Here is a 17,416-nt window from a genome sequence, read left to right as displayed (position 1 = left end):
GAAGGCCTCGGCTTCCACGTCGCTCTCACCGACGCCGAAGCCCAGGCCGCCTGAGTCACCTCCCAGCGCACCTCTCGGTCATTTTCGAGTGATCGAGTGCCGCTACGGTCTGCATCGTGACCAGCCTGCCGACCTGGGCCCTGTACGCCGTAGGCATCGGCACACCGATCCTGTCGTTCATGGCCGTCTTGATCGGCAACCTGCTACTCCGACGTGGCGCCACCGAGCTCGACATCTGGAGACGTCGCGAAGAGACGATGCGCATGCTGCGGTGGGCAGCCGAGCAGGCCGTCTCCACCGACGATGCAAAGGCGCGACTCGGAGTAGCAGCGCTACAGGCCCTGAGCACATCAGAGTTGCTGCAGGCCCCGGATGACGCCCTCCTTGATGCCGTTCTCGATGCGGTGCTGGCGGGTCCGGTCGAGCAGATCGAGGAGGCCGGTGAAGAAGCGGACGTCGTGGAGGTCGACACCGAAGCCGATGATTGAGACAGTGTTGCGACCCGAGGAGGAGCGAGGCCCGTGGCAAAGCTCGTAAAGGTCACACCAGCTCAAGTCCAGGCCGCTCGCCTGAAGGTCGAGCGTTCCAGGGCCAAGGGCAAACCCGTCTCCGCAAGCGTGACCGCCATCGCGAACGCCCGGAAGGCCAACACGAGCCAGACAGCGCCACCGGCTGGCTCAGCGATTCCTTCCTGACCCGCAAGGCGTCAGCGGGAGCGTCTATGGCGCGCTGGAGCCCCGATCGACTTCCTGAGCCAGTACCGCGTCGGCGTCCTTGAGCCGCCGCAGGCCACTCACCGCTCGTGATGTGCGCGGGTTTGTCGCGAGCATTTCCTGGTGCCGGGCCGTGAACGCCCAGTACCCGCCGGTGAAGGGGCAAGCGTCGTCGCCGAGTCGCTTCTTCGGGTCGTACGGGCAGCGCCCGCAGTAGTCCGACATCTTGTCGATGTAGGCCCCGCCAGACCAGTAGGGCTTGGTGGCCATCACCCCGCCGTCGGCGTGCTGGCTCATCCCGACGACGTTGGCCGCCATCACCCACGCGTACCCGTCGACGAACCGGGTGTGGAACCAGTCGGTCATCTCCTGCGGGTTCCACCCGCGGGCGAGGGCGTACCCGCCGAGCACCATGAGGCGCGGGATGTGGTGCACCCAGCCCTCTTCGCGCACCGTGCCGAGCACGTCGGACAGGCACGCTGCCCGCACCTCGCCCCTGGCGTCCAGGTCGGCGAACCACTCTGGGATCGGCTCGGTGGCGCCCAGCGCGTTGCGCTGGCCGTAGTCCTCCCCGAGGTGCCAGTAGAGGTGCCACACCCACTCGCGCCAGCCGATCACCTGTCGGACGAAGCCCTCCACGCTGGCCAGGCGCGCGCCGTGCTCGCGGTGGCGCGCCTCGGCGCGCTGCACCACCTCCAGCGGGTGCACCAGCCCGAGGTTGAGCGGCACGGACATCAGCGAGTGCGCCATCCACCGGTCGCGGGCGAGCATCGCGTCCTCGTAGGTGCCGAACGCCTCCAGCCGGTGCTCGAGGAAGTCGCGCATCACGTGCAGCGCCTCCCTCCGGGTCACGGCGAAGCGCCGCGGTCCGTCGTCCCCGACGAACTCGACGCCGTCGTCACACGCCATCCGGTCGAGGTCGTCTCGGACCTGCGCGTCGACGTCGTCCTCATCCGGCCACCACGGCTCCGGAACCCCGGCCGCCTGCTCGAGGGTGGGCTGCTTCGGGGCGGGTTCGCGGTTGTCGTGGTCGAAGTTCCACCGACCGCCCAGCGGCTCGCCGTCGGGCTCCAGCAGCAGGTGGTGGTGGCGGCGGACCTCCCGGTAGAAGTCCTCCATGAGCAGGCGTTTCTCGCCGGGCTCACCGCGGCGCCCCGCCCAGTGCGCGAACTCCTCGTGGGTGACCGCCCAGCCCCGCGCGGGCAGCACGTGGACACCGTCCAGCGACCGCACGAAGCGACGCGCGGCGTAAGAGGTGGGGTCGCTCACGGAGAGGCCAGCCGCGCGCTCGTCAGCGGTGAGCTGCTCGGTGGCCTGCGCGAGGCCCTCGCGGTAGGTCGCGGCACGCACGTGGACCGCCTGGTCCCCGAGCTCAGCGGCGCGGTGCCGCATCGCCGACAGCACCAGGTGCGCCTTGCGACGGTGCACCGTGCGGCGGGCGAACACCCTGCTGGACTCGATGAGCACGGCCCGCTGGTCGGGCGTGTCGAGGAAGTGCGGGCCGAGCTGATCAGCGAAGAGCCACCGGACCGTCTGAGGGGTGTGCTGCTCCGACACCCCCACAGCGGATCAGAGGAAGAGGACCGCCGCCAGTCCGAGCACACAGCAGGCGACGACGACGGCGGTCAGCCCCGCGAGCGCGGCCAGGCCGACCAGACCCGCGGCCAGGGCACCTGACGCCGCAGCGGGCACGGAGCTCCCGGAGGCCGCGGCCGTGCGACCGGCGCGCAGACCCGTGACGAGGAGCACGAGGGAGACCAGCGGGTTCACGTCAACCATCCCGTCGAGGAAGCGAGGCGCAGCAGGACAACCGCAGACTCCACCGATAACGGGTCGCCGCACGACGGGGAGAAGACCCGTAGGGCCACGCGGGTGACGCCGAAGGGCCGGTCCACCTCGGCCACGACCCGTCCGGCCGATCAGTACCCGCTGTTCGGCGGTGCTAGCGGTCCGGGCGGCGTCGGCGCCGCGGGGGGCTCGGGCGCCTGCCTCGCGACCTGCGGGGCAACCGCGCGGGTCTCCGGCGTGCTGCGCTCGGCCTCACGGGTGGCGCCCGCCACCTCCTCGCGGGCGGCGCGCAACGCGTCGGTCGGGTCTTCGAGCCGGGTGTCAGCAAAGGCGTCGCCGACGTCGGTACCGGGCTCGCCCAGCGGACGCTCGCGCCGCGGCCGCACCTGAGCGGCCCACCCGGCGTCGGGGGCGCCGTCGCGACCGCCCAGCGCGGCCCCGATGCCGCGCAGCGCCTCGGTGAGCTCGGCGGGGATCACCCACGTGGTGTTGCCCTGGCCTTCGGCGAGCTTGGGCAGCGTCTGCAGGTACATGTAGGCGAGCAGGCCGGGGTCGGGCTCGCCGCGGTGGATGGCGTCGAAGACCTGCTGGATGGCGCGCGCCTCACCTTGCGCCTTGAGGATCGCCGCCTGCGCCGCGCCCTCGGCCCGCAGCACCGCGGACTGCTTCTCGCCCTCGGCGGTGAGGATCTGGCTCTGCTTGGAACCCTCGGCGGTGAGGATGGCCGCGCGGCGGTTCCGCTCGGCGCGCATCTGCTGCTCCATGGAGTCCTGCACGGACGCCGGCGGGTCGATCGCCTTGAGCTCGACGCGGTTGACGCGGATACCCCAGCGGCCGGTGGCCTCGTCGAGCACCCCGCGCAGCTGGCCGTTGATCTGGTCGCGGCTGGTGAGGGTCTGCTCGAGGTCGAGCGAGCCGATGACGTTGCGCAGCGTGGTGACGGTGAGCTGTTCGATGCCCTGGATGTAGTTGGCGATCTCGTACACCGCCGCCCGCGGGTCGGTGGGCTGGAAGTAGATGACGGTGTCGATGTTCACCACGAGGTTGTCGCTGGTGATCACCGGCTGCGGCGGGAACGTCACCACCTGCTCGCGCAGGTCGACGCGGGCGCGGACCCTGTCGATGAACGGCACCAGCACGTGCAGGCCCGCCTCGAGCGTGCGCGAGTAGCGGCCGAGGCGCTCCACGATCAGCGAGGACGCCTGCGGCACGATCCGCACCGCCCGGACCACTGTAATGACCACGAAGACCAGCAGCAGGACGAGGACGACGGTCAGCAGGAAGCCTGTGGGATCCACGGGTCAGCCCTCCGGAGGTCGGGGCGCCGACGGCGAGGAGCCGGCGGCTGGGTCGGTCGGCAGGTCGGTCGACGCGTTGGTCGGTGGGTGGGTGTTCGTGGCGGGTGCGGCGACGACGGCGGTCGCGCCGTCGATGGCGACGACGTGCACGGTGGCGCCCTCGGGGAAGACCGCGGCCGGGTCGGCGCTGCGAGCCGACCACTCCTCGCCCTGCAGCTTGACGCGACCGCCGAGCTCGGAGACCTCGGCGAGCACGCGCGCGGGACGCCCGACGTTGCCTGCGGTGCCGGTAGCCGTGAAGCGCCCTTCGACCTTGAACCGCTTGACGAGCACCGGGCGCACGACGGCCAGGCCGACCAGCGAGACGACGCTGGCGGTGATGGCCTGCACGGTGAAGTCACCGCCGAGCAGGGCCGCCAGGGCACCGGCAAGAGCCCCCACCACGAGCGTGCCGAAGACGAGGTTGAGCGCGAAGACTTCGAGTCCGGCCAGCACGAAGGCCCCGATCACCCACCACAGCGCGGCCATGGAACGACCCTAGGCGGAGGGGATGACACCCGGCGAGACGGCATCACCCGTGAGGCGCCGGGGAGGCCGCGGGCGAGGCATGACGGTCGCCTGGTGGTCTGAGCGCCCGGGACGGTCGCGTCAGCCGATGGCGCGGGCGGTGAACCGCTGCCCCATGCGCTCCACGGCCAGCGGCAGGCCGAAGGCCTTCGAGAGGGGGCCGTCGCGCAGCACCTCCCCGACCGGGCCGGCCTCCACGACCTTCCCTCCGCGCAGGAGCAGCGCGTGGGTGGTGCCCACGGGCACCTCCTCGACGTGGTGGGTGACCAGCACACTCGTGGGGGCCGCCGGGTCCGCGGCGAAGCGCGAGAGGCGGCGGAGCAAGTCTTCACGGGCGCCGAGGTCGAGCCCTGCGGCGGGCTCGTCGAGCAGCAGCAGCTCGGGGTCGGTCATGAGCGCACGCGCGATGAGCACCCGACCGCGCTCGCCGCTGGAGAGGGTGCCGAAGCGGCGGTCGCGCAGGGAGTGCACGCCCATCACTGACAACAGCGCCCCGGCGCGGGTGAGGTCGGCGGTGTCGTACTCCTCGCGCCAGCGACCCACGACGCCGTAGGCGGCGGTGACGACGACGTCGTGCACGCGCTCGGATCGCTGCACCTGTTCGGAGAGGTTGCCGCTCGCCAGGCCGATGCGGGGGCGCAGCTCGAAGACGTCGACCCGACCCAGCTGCTCACCCAGCACGGTGACGGTGCCGCGGGTGGGGTGCATGCGCGTCGCGGCGATCTGCAGCAGCGTCGTCTTGCCGGCCCCGTTCGGGCCGAGCACGACCCACCGCTCACCTTCGTTGACGCGCCAGTCCACCCCCGAGACCAGCTCCTGGCCCCCACGGACCACCGTGACCTGCTCCATCGCGAGGACCTCGACCACGCGGAAGACCCTAGTGGCGCCTACGGTGGCGCCGTGCTGCACCTCCCTCGCTCGGCGCGGCTGGCTGCCTGGGGCAGCGCTGCGCTCACCGGTCGCGCCACCCCAGATGCTGCCGTCCGCGCCATCACCGGCTCCGACGAGCCGCACGACGTCTCGGGAGCGGAAGCCCTGCTCAGCGGCGTGGACGCGGCGGCGGACAGCTCGCCGGGGGGACCTGCGGGCACGGCCGGCGCCACGCTGGTGCAGCTGTTCTCCGTGCTGGCGTCGGCGGGTGCCCGCTGTCTGCGTGTCGCGCTGCCCGCCCCAGGAGACCCGGCCGGCCTCCCCGGCCCGGCGGACTTCAGCGCGGAGGCCGTCGAGGCCGGCGAGGCGGTGCTCGTCGACGGCGAGCTGCTCCTCGCCGAGGGTGTCGGCAGGCTCGGCCTGGTGCCGGAGATCACGTGGTTCGGCTCGGCGTGGGAGCCGGGCGCCGCGGTGACCTGGCGGGTCTTCCCCACCTGGTCGCCCCGGGCCCCCGACGGCACGACGCTCGCCGATGCCGACAGGTCCTTGCGCACCGGGCTGGCGGAGGCCACACGCGTGCTCGCGAGCCTCGACGTGGCGCGCTGGCGCGACGACGCTGCCGACAGGATCACCGCCGTCCGGGAGGGCGCCCTCGCCACCCACGAGCTGCCGCCCGGCTGCCCCGAGCGGGCGGTGCGCGTGGTGGCCTCCGCGGCGCGCGTGCGCGCCATCGTGGAACTGGCCACCGAGGACGACGGCGCCGCCGTGTCCAGCAGCGAGGCACTCGCCCGCGCGCGCTCGCTGCGCGAGGTCGACGGCGTCGCGCGCCGGGCGCTAGCCGTCGCCGTCAACACCGCGACCGCCGAGCTGTCAGGCACCGCCCCCCAGCCCTAACCCTCTTCGTGATCATGGGCGCTGGCCACCCGTGGAGGTGGCCAGCGCCCATGATCACGCTCAGGGGACGGGCCAGGTCAGCGGGTTGCGAGCGCCGCGCGGTAGACGGCGAGGGTGCGCTCGCCGATGGCCTCCCAGCCGAACTCGGCAACCGCGCGCCGCCGTCCTGCCTCACCACGACGGCGGGCCTCGGCGGGGTCGGACGTGGCGGCGGTGAGCGCGGCGGCGAGGTCGGCTTCGAACTTCGCGGGGTCGATCGGACGGCCGGTGCCGTCCTGGACCTGCTCGATGGGCACGAGCCACCCGGTCTCGCCGTCCGCCACGACCTCGGGGATGCCCCCGGTGGCGCTGGCGACCACGGCCGCGCCGCACGCCATGGCCTCGAGGTTGACGATGCCCAGCGGCTCGTACACCGACGGGCACACGAACACCGTGGCCGCCGAGAGCAGCCGGATGACGTCGGTGCGCGGCAGCATCCTGTCGATGAGGACGACGCCGGAGCGGGTCGCCTTCAGGTCCGCCACCAGACCGGCGACCTCGGCGGCGATCTCGGGGGTGTCCGGTGCGCCGGCGGCGAGCACCAGCTGCACGTCGGGCGGCAGCTGCGCTGCGGCGCGCAGCAGGTGCGGCAGCCCCTTCTGGCGCGTGGTCCGCCCGACGAACACGACACTCGGCTTGTCCGGGTCCACGCCCAGCGCACGGACGGCGTCGTGCGCCTCCGGGGACTCGTCACGGCTCCACGCGTCGGCGTCGATGCCGTTGTGCACCACATGCACGCGCTCGGGGTCGAGGGTGGGGTAGCAGCGCAGGATGTCGGCGCGCATCCCGGCGGAGACGGCGATGACCGCGGCGGCGGCCTCGTAGGCGGTCTTCTCCGCCCAGCTGCTCAAGGCGTATCCACCGCCGAGCTGCTCGGCCTTCCACGGACGCAGCGGCTCGAGGGAGTGCGCGGTGACCACGTGCGGCACGCCTGCTAGCAGACCGGAGACGTGCCCGGCGAGGTTGGCGTACCAGGTGTGGGAGTGCACGAGGTCCGTCGACCCGGGGGCTCCGGCATCGGCGGTCACCGCGGCGGCCATCGACAGGTCCACGCCCAGCACGCGCAGGGCCGCGTTGGCCCCGGTCAGTTCGGCCAGCTCGGGGTGGCTCGTCGTCCCCGGCTCGTCGCGCTCCCCATCGGCGAGACCCCACGCCCGCACCCGCACGTCGAGCGGGGGGCCGCCCGGCCCGTCGGGGTGCAGCTGGCGCAGCACCCGCACCAGCTCGGCGACGTGCACCCCCGCCCCGCCGTAGATGTCCGGCGGGTACTCACGGGTCAGGACGTCGACGCGCACGGCACGGAACCTAGACCCTCGACGGTCCGTCGCGCGCCCCGGGCGCACCCGCCTCACACCGTCGGCGGCCGGGATGGGTGACCGGCGTGTGCGCCACGTGACCAGCGCACTAAGGTCAGCGGCATGGCACCGAAGGTGATGGCCATCGTCCTGGCCGGCGGCGAGGGGAAGCGGCTCATGCCGCTGACCGCAGACCGCGCGAAGCCGGCCGTCCCCTTCGGCGGGACGTACCGGCTGGTGGACTTCGCCCTGTCCAACCTCGTGAACTCGCGCTACCTCAAGTCGGTGGTGCTCACCCAGTACAAGAGCCACAGCCTCGACCGCCACATCACCATGACGTGGCGCATGTCGACGATGCTGGGCAACTACGTGACCCCGGTGCCCGCGCAGCAGCGCCGCGGTCCGCACTGGTACCTCGGCAGCGCCGACGCGATCTACCAGAACGTCAACCTCATCAACGACGAGCGGCCCGACATCATCGTCGTGGTCGGCGCGGACAACATCTACCGTATGGACTTCTCGGCCATGGTCGAGAGCCACATCTCCTCCGGTGCGGCGGCCACCGTCGCAGCGATCCGCCAGCCGATCGCTCTGGCCGACCAGTTCGGCGTCATCGACGTCGACCCCACCGACCGCCGCAAGATCCGCGCCTTCCTGGAGAAGCCGAAGGACCCGCAGGGCCTTCCGGACTCCCCCACCGAGGTGCTCGCGTCGATGGGCAACTACGTCTTCGACGCCAAGGCGCTCACCGAGGCCGTCACCAAGGACGCCACCCTCGAAGGCTCCCGGCACGACATGGGCGGCGACATCATCCCGTGGTTCGTCGACCAGGGCCGCGCCGGCGTCTACGACTTCAAGGACAACGACGTCCCCGGGTCGACCCCGCGCGACAAGGACTACTGGCGCGACGTGGGAACGCTCGACAGCTACTACGAGGCCCACATGGACCTCATCTCGGTGCACCCGGTGTTCAATCTCTACAACTACGAGTGGCCCATCTACAGCCAGCAGCCGCCGCTGCCGCCGGCCAAGTTCGTGCACGGCTGGCAGGGCCGCATCGGGCACGCCATCAACTCGGTGGTGGGCCCGGGCTCGGTGGTCTCCGGCGCCCTCGTGGAGGACTCGGTGCTCGCCGCCGGCGTGACGGTGCACTCGTGGGCTTCGGTCGACAGGTCGGTGCTCATGGACGGCGTGAAGATCGGCCGCCACGCGGTGGTGCGCCGGGCCATCCTCGACAAGAACGTCGACGTGCCCGAGGGGGCAACCGTCGGCGTCGACCCCGAGCGCGACAAGGCCCGTGGGTTCACCGTGACGGAGTCGGGCATCACCATCGTCGGCAAGCACCAGGTCGTCGAGCCCTGATCACCTCGAACATCCCCGGCTGGGACGCCGACCCTCGCGTCGCGTCCTGGCCGGGCCTGTCTCCGCTGGACGGAGACGTCACCGCCGACGCCTGCGTCGTGGGCCTGGGCGGCTCGGGCCTGGCCGCTGTCGAGGAGCTCACCGCACGCGGCCTGTCGGTGGTCGGTCTCGACGCGGGCCGCGTGGCCGCCGGAGCCGCCGGCCGCAACGGTGGACTGCTGCTAGGCGGCACCGCCCCGTTCTTCCACGGCGCCGTCCGCGACTGGGGCGCCGAGCCCGCGACCTGGCTCTACCGGCAGACCCTCGCCGAGCTCGACCACCTCCTCGACGTCCTGCCCGCCGGCGTCGTCCGCCGTTCCGGGTCGCTGAGACTGGCGGGTGGAGTAGATGCCGACGACGACGAGCGCGCCCGCGAGCTCGCCGACTGCGCCGCGCAGGCCGCTGCCCTGCGCGAGCACGGCATCGCCGTCGAGGAGGTCTCCGGCGCCTTCGGCGAGGGGCTGTTCCTCCCCGACGACGCCCAGGCCAACCCCGTGGTCCGCCATCTCGGCGTCCTCGCGCACGTGCAGCGTGCGGCCCGTGATCACGGGACTCGGCTCCACCTGCACGAGGGCACCCACGTGCGGCGGATCATGCCCGGCCGCGTGGAGACCGACCGCGGCGTGGTGAGCGCGGGCGTGGTGCTGGTGGCCGTCGACGGCCGGCTCGACGTCGTCCTCCCCCAGCTCGGTGGTGAGCAGCCACGGGTGCGCACCGCGCGGCTGCAGATGCTCGCCACCGCTCCTCTCGACGACGACGACGCCGCGCGCGTCCGCGAGCGCGTGCCGTGCGGCGTGTACGAGCGGTGGGGCTACGACTACGCGCAGCTCGACGACGGCGTTCCGGGTCGGGGCCCGCGCCTGCTCGTCGGCGGTGGGCGCGACGTCGACCCGGAGGCCGAGTGGACGACCACCACCGACCCCACGCCGCGCGTGCAGACGCACGTCGAGCGCGTGGCGGAGCGGCTGCTCGGCCGGACGCTGGGTGCCGGCGAGGTGGCGCACCGGTGGGGTGCGTCGGTCGGCTACACCGCGCCGGATGCGGCCGGGCGGGCGCTGTGCGGCCTCGTCGACGCGCGCGTCGCAGCCGTGGGCGGGTACTGCGGCACGGGCAACCTCGTCGGTGCGGTCGCTGCCCGTGCGGCCGTGCGGCTGCTGCTGGACGGCGAGCGGCCGCCGTCCTGCTTCATCCACCCCCTCCGTGGTCATGGGCAGTAGGCCACCTCGCCGCACGGCCGGGCGCGCAGCGGGCCCGGCGCCGCCGCGCCCGCCCGACGTCGTCCTCCCCGACCTCGACCTCGCCGACCGCTCCGTGCTGCTCTCGGGCCGCTGGGACTGCGCCCTCGTCGACGGCGCGGAGCTCACGCAGGCGCGGCTGGAGGGGCAGGTCGTGCTGGAGTCGTCCGTGGAGGACGCCGTGCTCGACGGTGCGCTGCTCGCGGGGATGCGATGCAGCAGCAGTCGGTGGGAGCGGGTCTCGGCGGTCGCGGCCGACGGCGCGCGCACGCAGTGGGCCGACACGGAGGTGACCGACGCGCGGCTGTCGGCCCTGCGGCTCCCGACCGCGCGACTCGACAGGGTGGTGCTGCGGCGGTGCCGGCTCGACGGCGTCGTCCTCCGCGACGCGTCGCTCAGCGACGTGGTGCTCGACGGATGTGACCTGCGCGGCGCCGACCTCACCGGCGCGCAGCTGAGGCGGGTCTCGTTCGCGGGCAGCGACCTCACCGGGGCCGACCTGGCCGGGTCGCGCTGCGAGGACGTCGACCTGCGCGGCGCGACCTTGGAAGACCTGCGCGGCCTCGACGGGCTGCGCGGATGCACCGTGGATGCGGTGCAGCTGGTGGCGCTGGCGCCCCTGCTCGCCGCCCACATCGGCCTGCGCACCCTCTGACCCGCCCCTCGCTCCTTCCCGCACTTTCCGCGGCAAGTGCGGTTCCCAGGCCTGGGGTGGCGCACTTGCCGCGGAAAGTGCGGGAAGGAGGGGCCGTCAGGGGGCGCGCGTAGCGGCCAGCACCAGACCAGCCGCCACCGCGAAGATCACTCCGCCGACCGTCGCGACGACGGCGAACGCCGACCCCGGCCCGACCAGCGCGACAGCGGCCGCCGCGAACGGGGTGGCCAGGCTCGCGCCACCGAAGATCGCCGCCGAGTACAGGGCGTTGGCCGCCCCGCGCGCCTCAGGGGCGGCGGCCATCACCTCCGTCACGGTGGCAGGAGCTGCGACCGCCACCGCCAGCGCGACCACGGCCAGCGCCACCGCGACCCCCGCCACCACGCCCCCGCCGTCCACCGCACCGGCGGCCGTGGCCACACCCAGCGCCAGCGCTGCGCCGGCGCCCACCGCGAGGGCCCACGCCGCCCGCTTCCGCCCCGCGGTCTTGCTCAGGCGGCCGGCCAGCAGAGGCACCGTCACGAGCACCGGGAGCGCCGCAGCGCGCAGGGCGAGGAGAGCGCCCGGGTCGTCACCCACGCCAGCCGGCGGAGCCAGCTGGAGCGCGGCGAAGAGCCCCACGAACACCGTGAGGTAGCACAGCGCCGCCCCGAGCAGGAGGAGCAGCCGCGGGCGCGCGAGCAGCTGCAGCACCGCCGCGTACGCGCCGACGATCGCTCTCGGGGCCGCTGCCCCCTGGCGCGCACGCTCACTGCCGGTCAACGACAGAGCGACGACGACGGCGACCAGCACCGCCGCCCCGGCTGACGCCGCGAAGAGCCCCCTCACCCCGATCCACGGCGCGGCGACCTGGGCCACCACCTGCGCGACCACAGCCGACGCCATTCCCGCACTGATCACCGAGGAGGTCGCGAGCAGGCGGCCGCCGGGAGCCACCCGGGTGGCAATGAGCACCATGACCGCCGGGGTGAACGGCGCGGCCCCGAGCCCCTGGAGCGCCCGCGCCGCGAGCAGCCAGTCGAGGGTGGGCGCCGCCGCCGCCAGCGCGCAGCCCACCGCGACGAGGACGGCGCTGCCGATCGCCACCGCGCGCGACGCCACCCGGTCCGTGAGCGGCCCCAGCAGGATGAAGCCCGCGGCGTACGGCAGGGCGAAGGCGGTCATCACCGCCGTCCCCGCGCCCGGCCCGGCACCCGGGAGGAGTTCGAGCTGCGGCAGGAGCGGCAGCGGGAGATAGAGCTGCCCGAGCAGCACGAGCAGCCCGGCCGCGCCGACCAACGCAACGCGCACTGTCGAGAGCTCGGTCGGGAGCGGACTCGGTGGCACCGTCGTCGCTTCGACTCCGGTCCGGTGAGCTGCCTGGTGACGGACGTGGTCCGTCGTCGTCCTCGGCACAGCACTCATGGCGGGAGCGTCGTGCCGGGCCACCCTGCTCCGGGAGGGCGAGTTGTGCCTGGCTCCGACAGGGCCACCCAGGACGGCCGCGGTGCGCCGTCCTGCGGCGAGCGGCCCCCGTACGGTCGGCTGCGTGAGCCAGATCCCGCGGTCGGAGATCGGGGAGTTCCTGCGCAGCCGTCGCGCGGCGCTGCGCCCGGGCGACGTCGGGCTGCCAGAGGTGCAGGGCAGCCTGCGGCGGGTGCCGGGCCTGCGCCGCGAGGAGGTGGCGATCGCCGCAGGGGTCAGCGTCGACCACTACCAGCGGGTGGAGCAGGGGCGCGTCACGCCGTCGTCGTCGGTGGTCCGAGCGATCGGCGCCGTGCTGCGGCTCACCGACGACGAGCTGGCGCACCTGGCTCACCTCGCGCGAGTCGGCTCGGGGCCCACCGGGCAGGTCGTTGGGCCGCGGCGCACCGAGGTGTCGCCGCCGCACCTGCGTCACCTCGTCGACGCGCTCGGCCTGCCCGCCTACGTTCTCAACGCCCGCCGCGACGTGCTGGCGTGGAACCGCGAGGCGGCTGCGCTCTTCGTCGACTTCGCCGCGCTGCCGCGCGAGTGCCGCAACCTGGCGTGGCTGGTCTTCACCGACTCCCGCCTGCGCGAGCTCTACGCCGACTGGCACGACACCGCGCGCCGCGTCGCGGGGGTGCTCCGCTGGGCGGAGGGAGAACACCCCGACGACGACGAACTCCGCGCGCTCCTGCGCCGACTCGAGGCGGCGTCGCCGGACTTCCGAAGCATCCGCGCGCTGCGGGAGGTGGCGCGCAAGTGCTGGGGCACCAAGGTGCTGCGGCACCCGGTGGTCGGGCAGCTGGAGCTGATCTACCAGGACTTCGCCGTCACCGGCCACCCCGGTCTCGAGCTGGTGCTGTTCGTGCCGCAGGACGAGCCGACCGCCGAGCGGCTGCGGGTGCTCGGTTCCTGGTCGGCCGCACCGTCCACCTGACCCCGCCCCTTCCCGCACTTGCCGCGGAAAGTGCGAAAGGAGGGGCGCGGTGATGTCAGGGGGTGAGGGCGCCGGACAGCAGGCGTGCTGCGGCGTCGGGGCTACCCGCCAGCGCCACCCGGCCCGATGCGAGCTCCGCGTCGAGGGTGGTGCGACGCCACAGCAGGAGCAGCAGGGCCGGTGCAGGGCCTGACAGCTCCGCAACCGGCTGAGCAGCACCTGCACCTCCGAGCAGGCTCCGCCCGGACGGGCTCTCCAGCGCCAGCGCCCCCGGCAACGGCGGCGTCCGCCCGAGCCTGACCTGCCGCCGCGCGATGACGTCGGCCACCTCGGCGACGCCGTCAGCGGCGACGTCCTCCTCCAGCCACGCGGCCGGGTCGGGCGCCTCGCCGAGGCCGGCCGCTGCCAGCGCGGACTCGGCGTCCCACCGGTGCACGGCCGTCTCGTGCACCTGACGCCGCGCCCAGAAGGACGCCGTCGCCGGAGCCTCCACCGCCGCGAACGTCCAGCACGGCGCCGCCGGGGACAGCGATGCCAGCACCGCCGCGAGCTCCTGCGCGCCCGCGGCGAACCACGCCGGCACGTCGCCGTCGTCGTCGGGCCCTGCGGGCTCGTCGCCGGGGTCCCCGCTCGGCGCGGTGCGCAGGGCGGAGAGCGCCCAGCGGTGCACCCCGCCGGTGTGCCGGGCGAGGCCCGCGAGAGTCCAGTCAGGACATCCGGGGACGACGACGGCGAGCGCCTCCGACCACAGCGCGGCGGCGAGCCGCCCAGCCTCCCGCTCGACCAGGCCTGCGGCGCGCGTCATCTCCACGCGCGGACCGTAGCGAGCGAGACAGCGGCGGCGGCAGGCCCGGACCTGCCAGCGGACGTCGAGATCCTGACAGGCCGTTCGTCACACAGCGTTGACTCGCGGGCGATCGACCCGCTACGGTCCTGCCCAGGTCATGAGCGCCAGCGCCAAGCCCCGGCTCGCTGGCCGGCAACCCTGCTCGTCATGGGGTGCTCCGGGTGAAGACCAGGCGTGTGCCCACCGGCACACGCAAGGACGACGACTTCGAGGAGCCGACGTGCGCACGCACGCCCTTCTGATGTGCCTGACCAGCGGCGACTGTCGCTGGCGACGCGCCTGACCGCAGCACGCTGACCCGCCGGCGACCCCGGCAGCAGCACCCTGCGGCCCTCGCGAGAGCACCCGACGACGGCTGCTCTCGCGAGGTCCCTGCACGGCGCGTCGCACCCCCGCCGCTCCGGCGGCACCTCCACACTTCCCGCTCGCCGTCACTGTGTGTGACTGCCAGCGGGCGATGCCCCCTGCCCGTACATGCCCACCACCCCTTGGAGGCCACGGTGATCGAGCCGTGATCGAGCTCAGGTCGCTCACCAAGACCTACGGCGAGGGCCAGCACGCCACCACCGTGCTGGACTCCCTCGACCTCACGGTCTCCCCCGGCGAGATCACCGCCGTCGTCGGTCCGTCCGGCGCCGGCAAGTCGACGCTCGCCGCCTGCGTCACTCTGCTGGAACGCCCGACCTCCGGCGCAGTACTCGTCGGCGGCCGTGATCTCACCGCTCTGCCCGAGAAGGACCTGCGCGAGGCCCGCCGCGGCATCGGCACGGTGTTCCAGGCCGACGGCCTGCTCACCCGACGCACCGCCGCGCAGAACGTCGAGCTGCCCCTCAAGCACCTCGGTGTGGTGCCCGCGCAGCGCAGGGCCCGCGTGGCGGAGCTGCTGGAGCGGGTCGGCCTGGCCGACAAGGCCCACCGCTACCCGCACGAGCTGTCCGGTGGTCAGCGCCAGCGCGTCGGCATCGCCAGAGCGCTCGCGCTGCGCCCGAGCGTGCTCCTGTCCGACGAGGCCACCTCCGGCCTGGACCCGCAGGCGACCGCGAGCATCGTGGCGCTGCTCAAGGAGCTCCGCGACGACCTGCAGCTCGCCGTCCTGTTCATCACGCACGAGATGGACACCGTCGTCGCGGTGGCCGACACCGTCGCCCGGCTCGACCACGGCCGCATCGTCGAGCACGGCGCCCTCGTCGACCTCCTGCACACCCCGAGTTCACCGCTCGGTCGGGCGCTCCTGCCGCGCCGCGCGCACGCCGGCTCGATCGCCGAGGACGGCGCGACGGGCCCAGCGACCCAGCGGTCGGTGTGGGTGGTCAGCCACGCCGGCCACCGCGTCCCGGCCGACTGGCTGGTCCGCGCCTCCCGGGCCCTCGGCACCGACCTCGAGCTGCTGGGCGCGTCCCTGAGCACGGTGGCGGGGGTGGCTGTGGGCCACGCCGTCATCGGCGCCCCCGGTCACCTCGACGACGACGACGTCGAGGCCGCGCTGATCGGCCTTGGGCTGCACGCCCAGCGTGAAGAGTCCGACGCCGCCGAACAGCGCGCTGCGGCGCGGACGCTCGAGCAGCCGCTGGAGGTCGTCGCATGAGCACTCACGTACTCGCCAGTCCCGTCCTGACGGCCACGAGCACCGACCTGACCTGGGCGGAGATCCCCGCCCTCGTGCTGCCGGCCCTCGGCGACACCCTGGTCATGGTCGGGGTGACGATGGCCATCGTCGTCGCTCTCGGGGTCCCGCTGGGCGTCTCGCTCGACACGCTCGGCCCCGGCGGCCTCACGCCGCGACCCGTGCTGCACCGGGTCATCTCCGCTGTCGTGAGCGTGGGCCGCTCACTGCCCTTCCTCATCCTCATGGCGGCGCTCGTGCCGTTCACGCGGTTCGTCACCGGCACCAACATCGGCATCCCCGCCGCGGTGGTGCCGATGGCCCTGGCCGGCACGGCGTTCTTCAGCCGCATCGTGGAGAACTCCCTGCGGTCGGTGCCGCCGTCGCTGGTCCGCGTGGCCCGCGCCTCCGGCGCCTCGCCGCTGCAGGTGCTCACCAGCGTCAAGCTCTCCGAGGCCGTCCCGTCGATCCTCGGCGGCCTGACCATCAACACCATCGCGATGATCGAGTACTCGGCCATTGCGGGCACCATCGGCGCCGGCGGCATCGGCTACGTGGCCGTCACCTACGGCTACCAGCGGTTCGACCACAACGTGATGATCACGACGATCGTCGTGCTCGTGGCTCTGGTCGCCGTCGTTCAGGCCCTCGGCGACGCCGCCGTGCGCGCCACCACCCCGCACTCGCGCCGCCGCGTCCCGCGCCAGCGCCGCGCCGGCACGTCCGGCGCGACGCCCTCGTCGTCGTCCCCCACCGTCCAGACCAGCGCCAGCGCTTCTCCGAAGGAGCTCACCGATGTCCACCACTGAGACCCGCCCCTCCACCGGCGGCACCGAGAGCCACGGCTTCGAGGTCAAGCAGCGCAAGCGGTGGCCGTGGGTCGCCGGCGGGGCGGTGGCCGTGCTGGCTGTCGCCGTCGCCGTCGTCGTCCCCCGCCTCGGCGGCACCGAGACCGCCAACACCACCCCCGGCGCCACGCTCTACGTGGCCACGGCGGAGGGCAACGCCCGCGAGCAGGCGCTGATCGAGTACATCGCCAAGGAGGTCGCCCCCGACCACGGCATCACGGTCGCGTTCAAGGCCCTCGCGGACTCGAACACCATCAACCGCGCCGTCAGCGACGGCGAGGTGGCCGGCACGATCTACCAGCACAAGCTGTGGCTGGGCCAGGTGCTGGAGGCCAACCCCGACTTCAAGGAGGAGGCCGCCACGCCGGTGTTCCGCTGGGGCTTCGGGCTGTGGTCAGCCAAGTACAAGACCCCGCAGGAAATCCCCCAGGGCGGCACGGTGTCGCTGTACTCCGACCCCGCCAACGAGGCGCAGGGTCTGTACGTGCTGCAGCAGGCCGGGCTCATCACCCTCAAGCCGGGGGTGGACGTCGGCTCCGCGACCGTGGACGACATCGCGTCCAACCCGAAGGACCTGAAGTTCACGCTGCTCGACTTCGGCGCGCAGAGCCGGGCGCTGCCCGACCTCGACGCCGCCGTCGGCTACACCGAGTACTACCTCGCGGCCAAGATCCCGCTCGAGCAGCAGATCTTCGCGCCGACCCCGCCGGACGAGTTCGCCGGGCAGCTGACCATCGGCTCCACCTGGAAGGACGCCGACAACATCAAGAAGCTCGTCGAGACCTTCCAGGACCCGAAGGTCCAGGAGTTCCTCGCGAACGACCCGTCCGTGAAGGGCGTGCTGCTGCCGCTGAACGCGAGCTGACCTACCCTTTCCGCGACGATCAAGGAAGCCGTGCACGCACCCGCGTGCACGGCTTCCTTGATCGTCATCGGGGTTGCAGGGGCTGCCGATGGCGGCCACGCCGTCTCGACGCCGG

General features: G+C 73.4%; 16 protein-coding genes, 1 pseudogene and 1 riboswitch. Of the genes and pseudogenes, 9 read left to right on the top strand and 8 right to left on the bottom strand.

Annotated elements, in window-relative coordinates; all coding sequences use genetic code 11:
- Positions 1 to 116: 116 nt before the first annotated feature.
- Entirely contained in the window at positions 117 to 488 is a 372-nt protein-coding gene (locus tag BXY45_RS16415) for a hypothetical protein (RefSeq protein ID WP_109775589.1), read from the top strand.
- A 231-nt stretch (positions 489 to 719) separates the two neighbouring features.
- Here BXY45_RS16415 and BXY45_RS16410 read toward each other — a convergent pair whose 3' ends face one another.
- The 5 genes from BXY45_RS16410 to BXY45_RS16390 all read right to left on the bottom strand — a co-directional run bounded on the left by BXY45_RS16410 (position 720) and on the right by BXY45_RS16390 (position 5,233).
- Positions 720 to 2,270, bottom strand: coding sequence for a cryptochrome/photolyase family protein (locus tag BXY45_RS16410; RefSeq protein ID WP_109775606.1), 1,551 nt, complete (start codon positions 2,268 to 2,270; stop codon positions 720 to 722).
- A 12-nt stretch (positions 2,271 to 2,282) separates the two neighbouring features.
- Positions 2,283 to 2,483, bottom strand: a complete 201-nt coding sequence (locus BXY45_RS16405) for a hypothetical protein (RefSeq protein WP_146211243.1) — start codon at positions 2,481 to 2,483, stop codon at positions 2,283 to 2,285.
- A gap of 149 nt (positions 2,484 to 2,632) precedes the next feature.
- Positions 2,633 to 3,799, bottom strand: coding sequence for an SPFH domain-containing protein (locus BXY45_RS16400; protein ID WP_109775587.1), 1,167 nt, complete (start codon positions 3,797 to 3,799; stop codon positions 2,633 to 2,635).
- A 3-nt stretch (positions 3,800 to 3,802) separates the two neighbouring features.
- Complete coding sequence (locus BXY45_RS16395) at positions 3,803 to 4,327, bottom strand: NfeD family protein (protein WP_109775586.1); 525 nt, start codon at positions 4,325 to 4,327, stop codon at positions 3,803 to 3,805.
- A gap of 120 nt (positions 4,328 to 4,447) precedes the next feature.
- On the bottom strand, positions 4,448 to 5,233 hold the full coding sequence (locus tag BXY45_RS16390; protein ID WP_245961873.1) for an ABC transporter ATP-binding protein: 786 nt from the start codon (positions 5,231 to 5,233) through the stop codon (positions 4,448 to 4,450).
- Between the two features lie 33 nt (positions 5,234 to 5,266).
- Between BXY45_RS16390 and BXY45_RS16385 the strand changes: the two genes are divergently transcribed.
- Complete coding sequence (locus tag BXY45_RS16385) at positions 5,267 to 6,130, top strand: hypothetical protein (RefSeq protein ID WP_211319653.1); 864 nt, start codon at positions 5,267 to 5,269, stop codon at positions 6,128 to 6,130.
- Positions 6,131 to 6,207: 77 nt separating this feature from the next.
- On the opposite strand, the gene glgA is transcribed toward BXY45_RS16385, so the two are convergent.
- On the bottom strand, positions 6,208 to 7,464 hold the full coding sequence (gene glgA / locus BXY45_RS16380; RefSeq protein WP_109775585.1) for a glycogen synthase: 1,257 nt from the start codon (positions 7,462 to 7,464) through the stop codon (positions 6,208 to 6,210).
- Positions 7,465 to 7,581: 117 nt separating this feature from the next.
- Here glgA and glgC point away from each other — a divergent pair.
- The 3 genes and pseudogenes from glgC to BXY45_RS16365 form a co-directional block, all read left to right on the top strand.
- Positions 7,582 to 8,826 (top strand): annotated as a pseudogene (glgC, locus tag BXY45_RS16375) (glucose-1-phosphate adenylyltransferase); the annotation flags it as partial.
- A 98-nt stretch (positions 8,827 to 8,924) separates the two neighbouring features.
- Complete coding sequence (locus tag BXY45_RS16370) at positions 8,925 to 10,082, top strand: NAD(P)/FAD-dependent oxidoreductase (RefSeq protein WP_211319652.1); 1,158 nt, start codon at positions 8,925 to 8,927, stop codon at positions 10,080 to 10,082.
- The gene (locus BXY45_RS16365; RefSeq protein ID WP_146211242.1) at positions 10,072 to 10,755 is read left to right on the top strand and encodes a pentapeptide repeat-containing protein; all 684 of its coding nucleotides are present in this window, start codon (positions 10,072 to 10,074) and stop codon (positions 10,753 to 10,755) included. Before BXY45_RS16370 ends, BXY45_RS16365 begins: the two co-directional genes overlap by 11 nt.
- A gap of 96 nt (positions 10,756 to 10,851) precedes the next feature.
- On the opposite strand, the gene BXY45_RS16360 is transcribed toward BXY45_RS16365, so the two are convergent.
- On the bottom strand, positions 10,852 to 12,159 hold the full coding sequence (locus BXY45_RS16360; protein WP_109775582.1) for an MFS transporter: 1,308 nt from the start codon (positions 12,157 to 12,159) through the stop codon (positions 10,852 to 10,854).
- 124 nt (positions 12,160 to 12,283) lie between these two features.
- Between BXY45_RS16360 and BXY45_RS16355 the strand changes: the two genes are divergently transcribed.
- On the top strand, positions 12,284 to 13,138 hold the full coding sequence (locus BXY45_RS16355; RefSeq protein WP_109775602.1) for a helix-turn-helix domain-containing protein: 855 nt from the start codon (positions 12,284 to 12,286) through the stop codon (positions 13,136 to 13,138).
- A gap of 55 nt (positions 13,139 to 13,193) precedes the next feature.
- Here BXY45_RS16355 and BXY45_RS16350 read toward each other — a convergent pair whose 3' ends face one another.
- Positions 13,194 to 13,943, bottom strand: coding sequence for a maleylpyruvate isomerase N-terminal domain-containing protein (locus BXY45_RS16350; protein ID WP_109775581.1), 750 nt, complete (start codon positions 13,941 to 13,943; stop codon positions 13,194 to 13,196).
- A gap of 135 nt (positions 13,944 to 14,078) precedes the next feature.
- Positions 14,079 to 14,190: riboswitch (SAM riboswitch) on the top strand.
- Positions 14,191 to 14,496: 306 nt separating this feature from the next.
- Here BXY45_RS16350 and BXY45_RS16345 point away from each other — a divergent pair.
- Genes BXY45_RS16345 through BXY45_RS16335 form a run of 3 tightly spaced genes read left to right on the top strand, consistent with a single transcriptional unit; the run spans position 14,497 to position 17,301 of the window.
- Positions 14,497 to 15,570 carry a methionine ABC transporter ATP-binding protein gene (locus BXY45_RS16345; protein WP_109775580.1) on the top strand — a complete coding sequence of 358 codons (1,074 nt, stop codon included), beginning with the start codon at positions 14,497 to 14,499 and terminating at the stop codon, positions 15,568 to 15,570.
- Positions 15,567 to 16,397, top strand: coding sequence for a methionine ABC transporter permease (locus BXY45_RS16340; RefSeq protein WP_109775579.1), 831 nt, complete (start codon positions 15,567 to 15,569; stop codon positions 16,395 to 16,397). The genes BXY45_RS16345 and BXY45_RS16340 overlap by 4 nt, the downstream gene beginning before the upstream one ends.
- Positions 16,384 to 17,301: a MetQ/NlpA family ABC transporter substrate-binding protein gene (locus BXY45_RS16335; protein ID WP_109775578.1), complete on the top strand. Its 918-nt coding sequence runs from the start codon at positions 16,384 to 16,386 to the stop codon at positions 17,299 to 17,301. The genes BXY45_RS16340 and BXY45_RS16335 overlap by 14 nt, the downstream gene beginning before the upstream one ends.
- Positions 17,302 to 17,416: the final 115 nt, after the last annotated feature.

It is taken from the genome of Quadrisphaera granulorum (assembly GCF_003149145.1).
Taxonomy (GTDB): Bacteria; Actinomycetota; Actinomycetes; order Actinomycetales; family Quadrisphaeraceae; genus Quadrisphaera; species Quadrisphaera granulorum.
Note: the sequence above shows the minus strand (reverse complement) of the source record. Positions and strands in the feature narration are given on the sequence as shown.

Coding starts and splice junctions, on each gene's coding strand:
- BXY45_RS16350 (WP_109775581.1), bottom strand. CDS start 13,943: ATGACGCGCGCCGCAGGCCTGGTCGAGCGGGAGGCTGGGCGGCTCGCC.
- BXY45_RS16335 (WP_109775578.1), top strand. CDS start 16,384: ATGTCCACCACTGAGACCCGCCCCTCCACCGGCGGCACCGAGAGCCAC.
- BXY45_RS16365 (WP_146211242.1), top strand. CDS start 10,072: ATGGGCAGTAGGCCACCTCGCCGCACGGCCGGGCGCGCAGCGGGCCCG.
- BXY45_RS16340 (WP_109775579.1), top strand. CDS start 15,567: ATGAGCACTCACGTACTCGCCAGTCCCGTCCTGACGGCCACGAGCACC.
- BXY45_RS16360 (WP_109775582.1), bottom strand. CDS start 12,159: ATGAGTGCTGTGCCGAGGACGACGACGGACCACGTCCGTCACCAGGCA.
- BXY45_RS16395 (WP_109775586.1), bottom strand. CDS start 4,327: ATGGCCGCGCTGTGGTGGGTGATCGGGGCCTTCGTGCTGGCCGGACTC.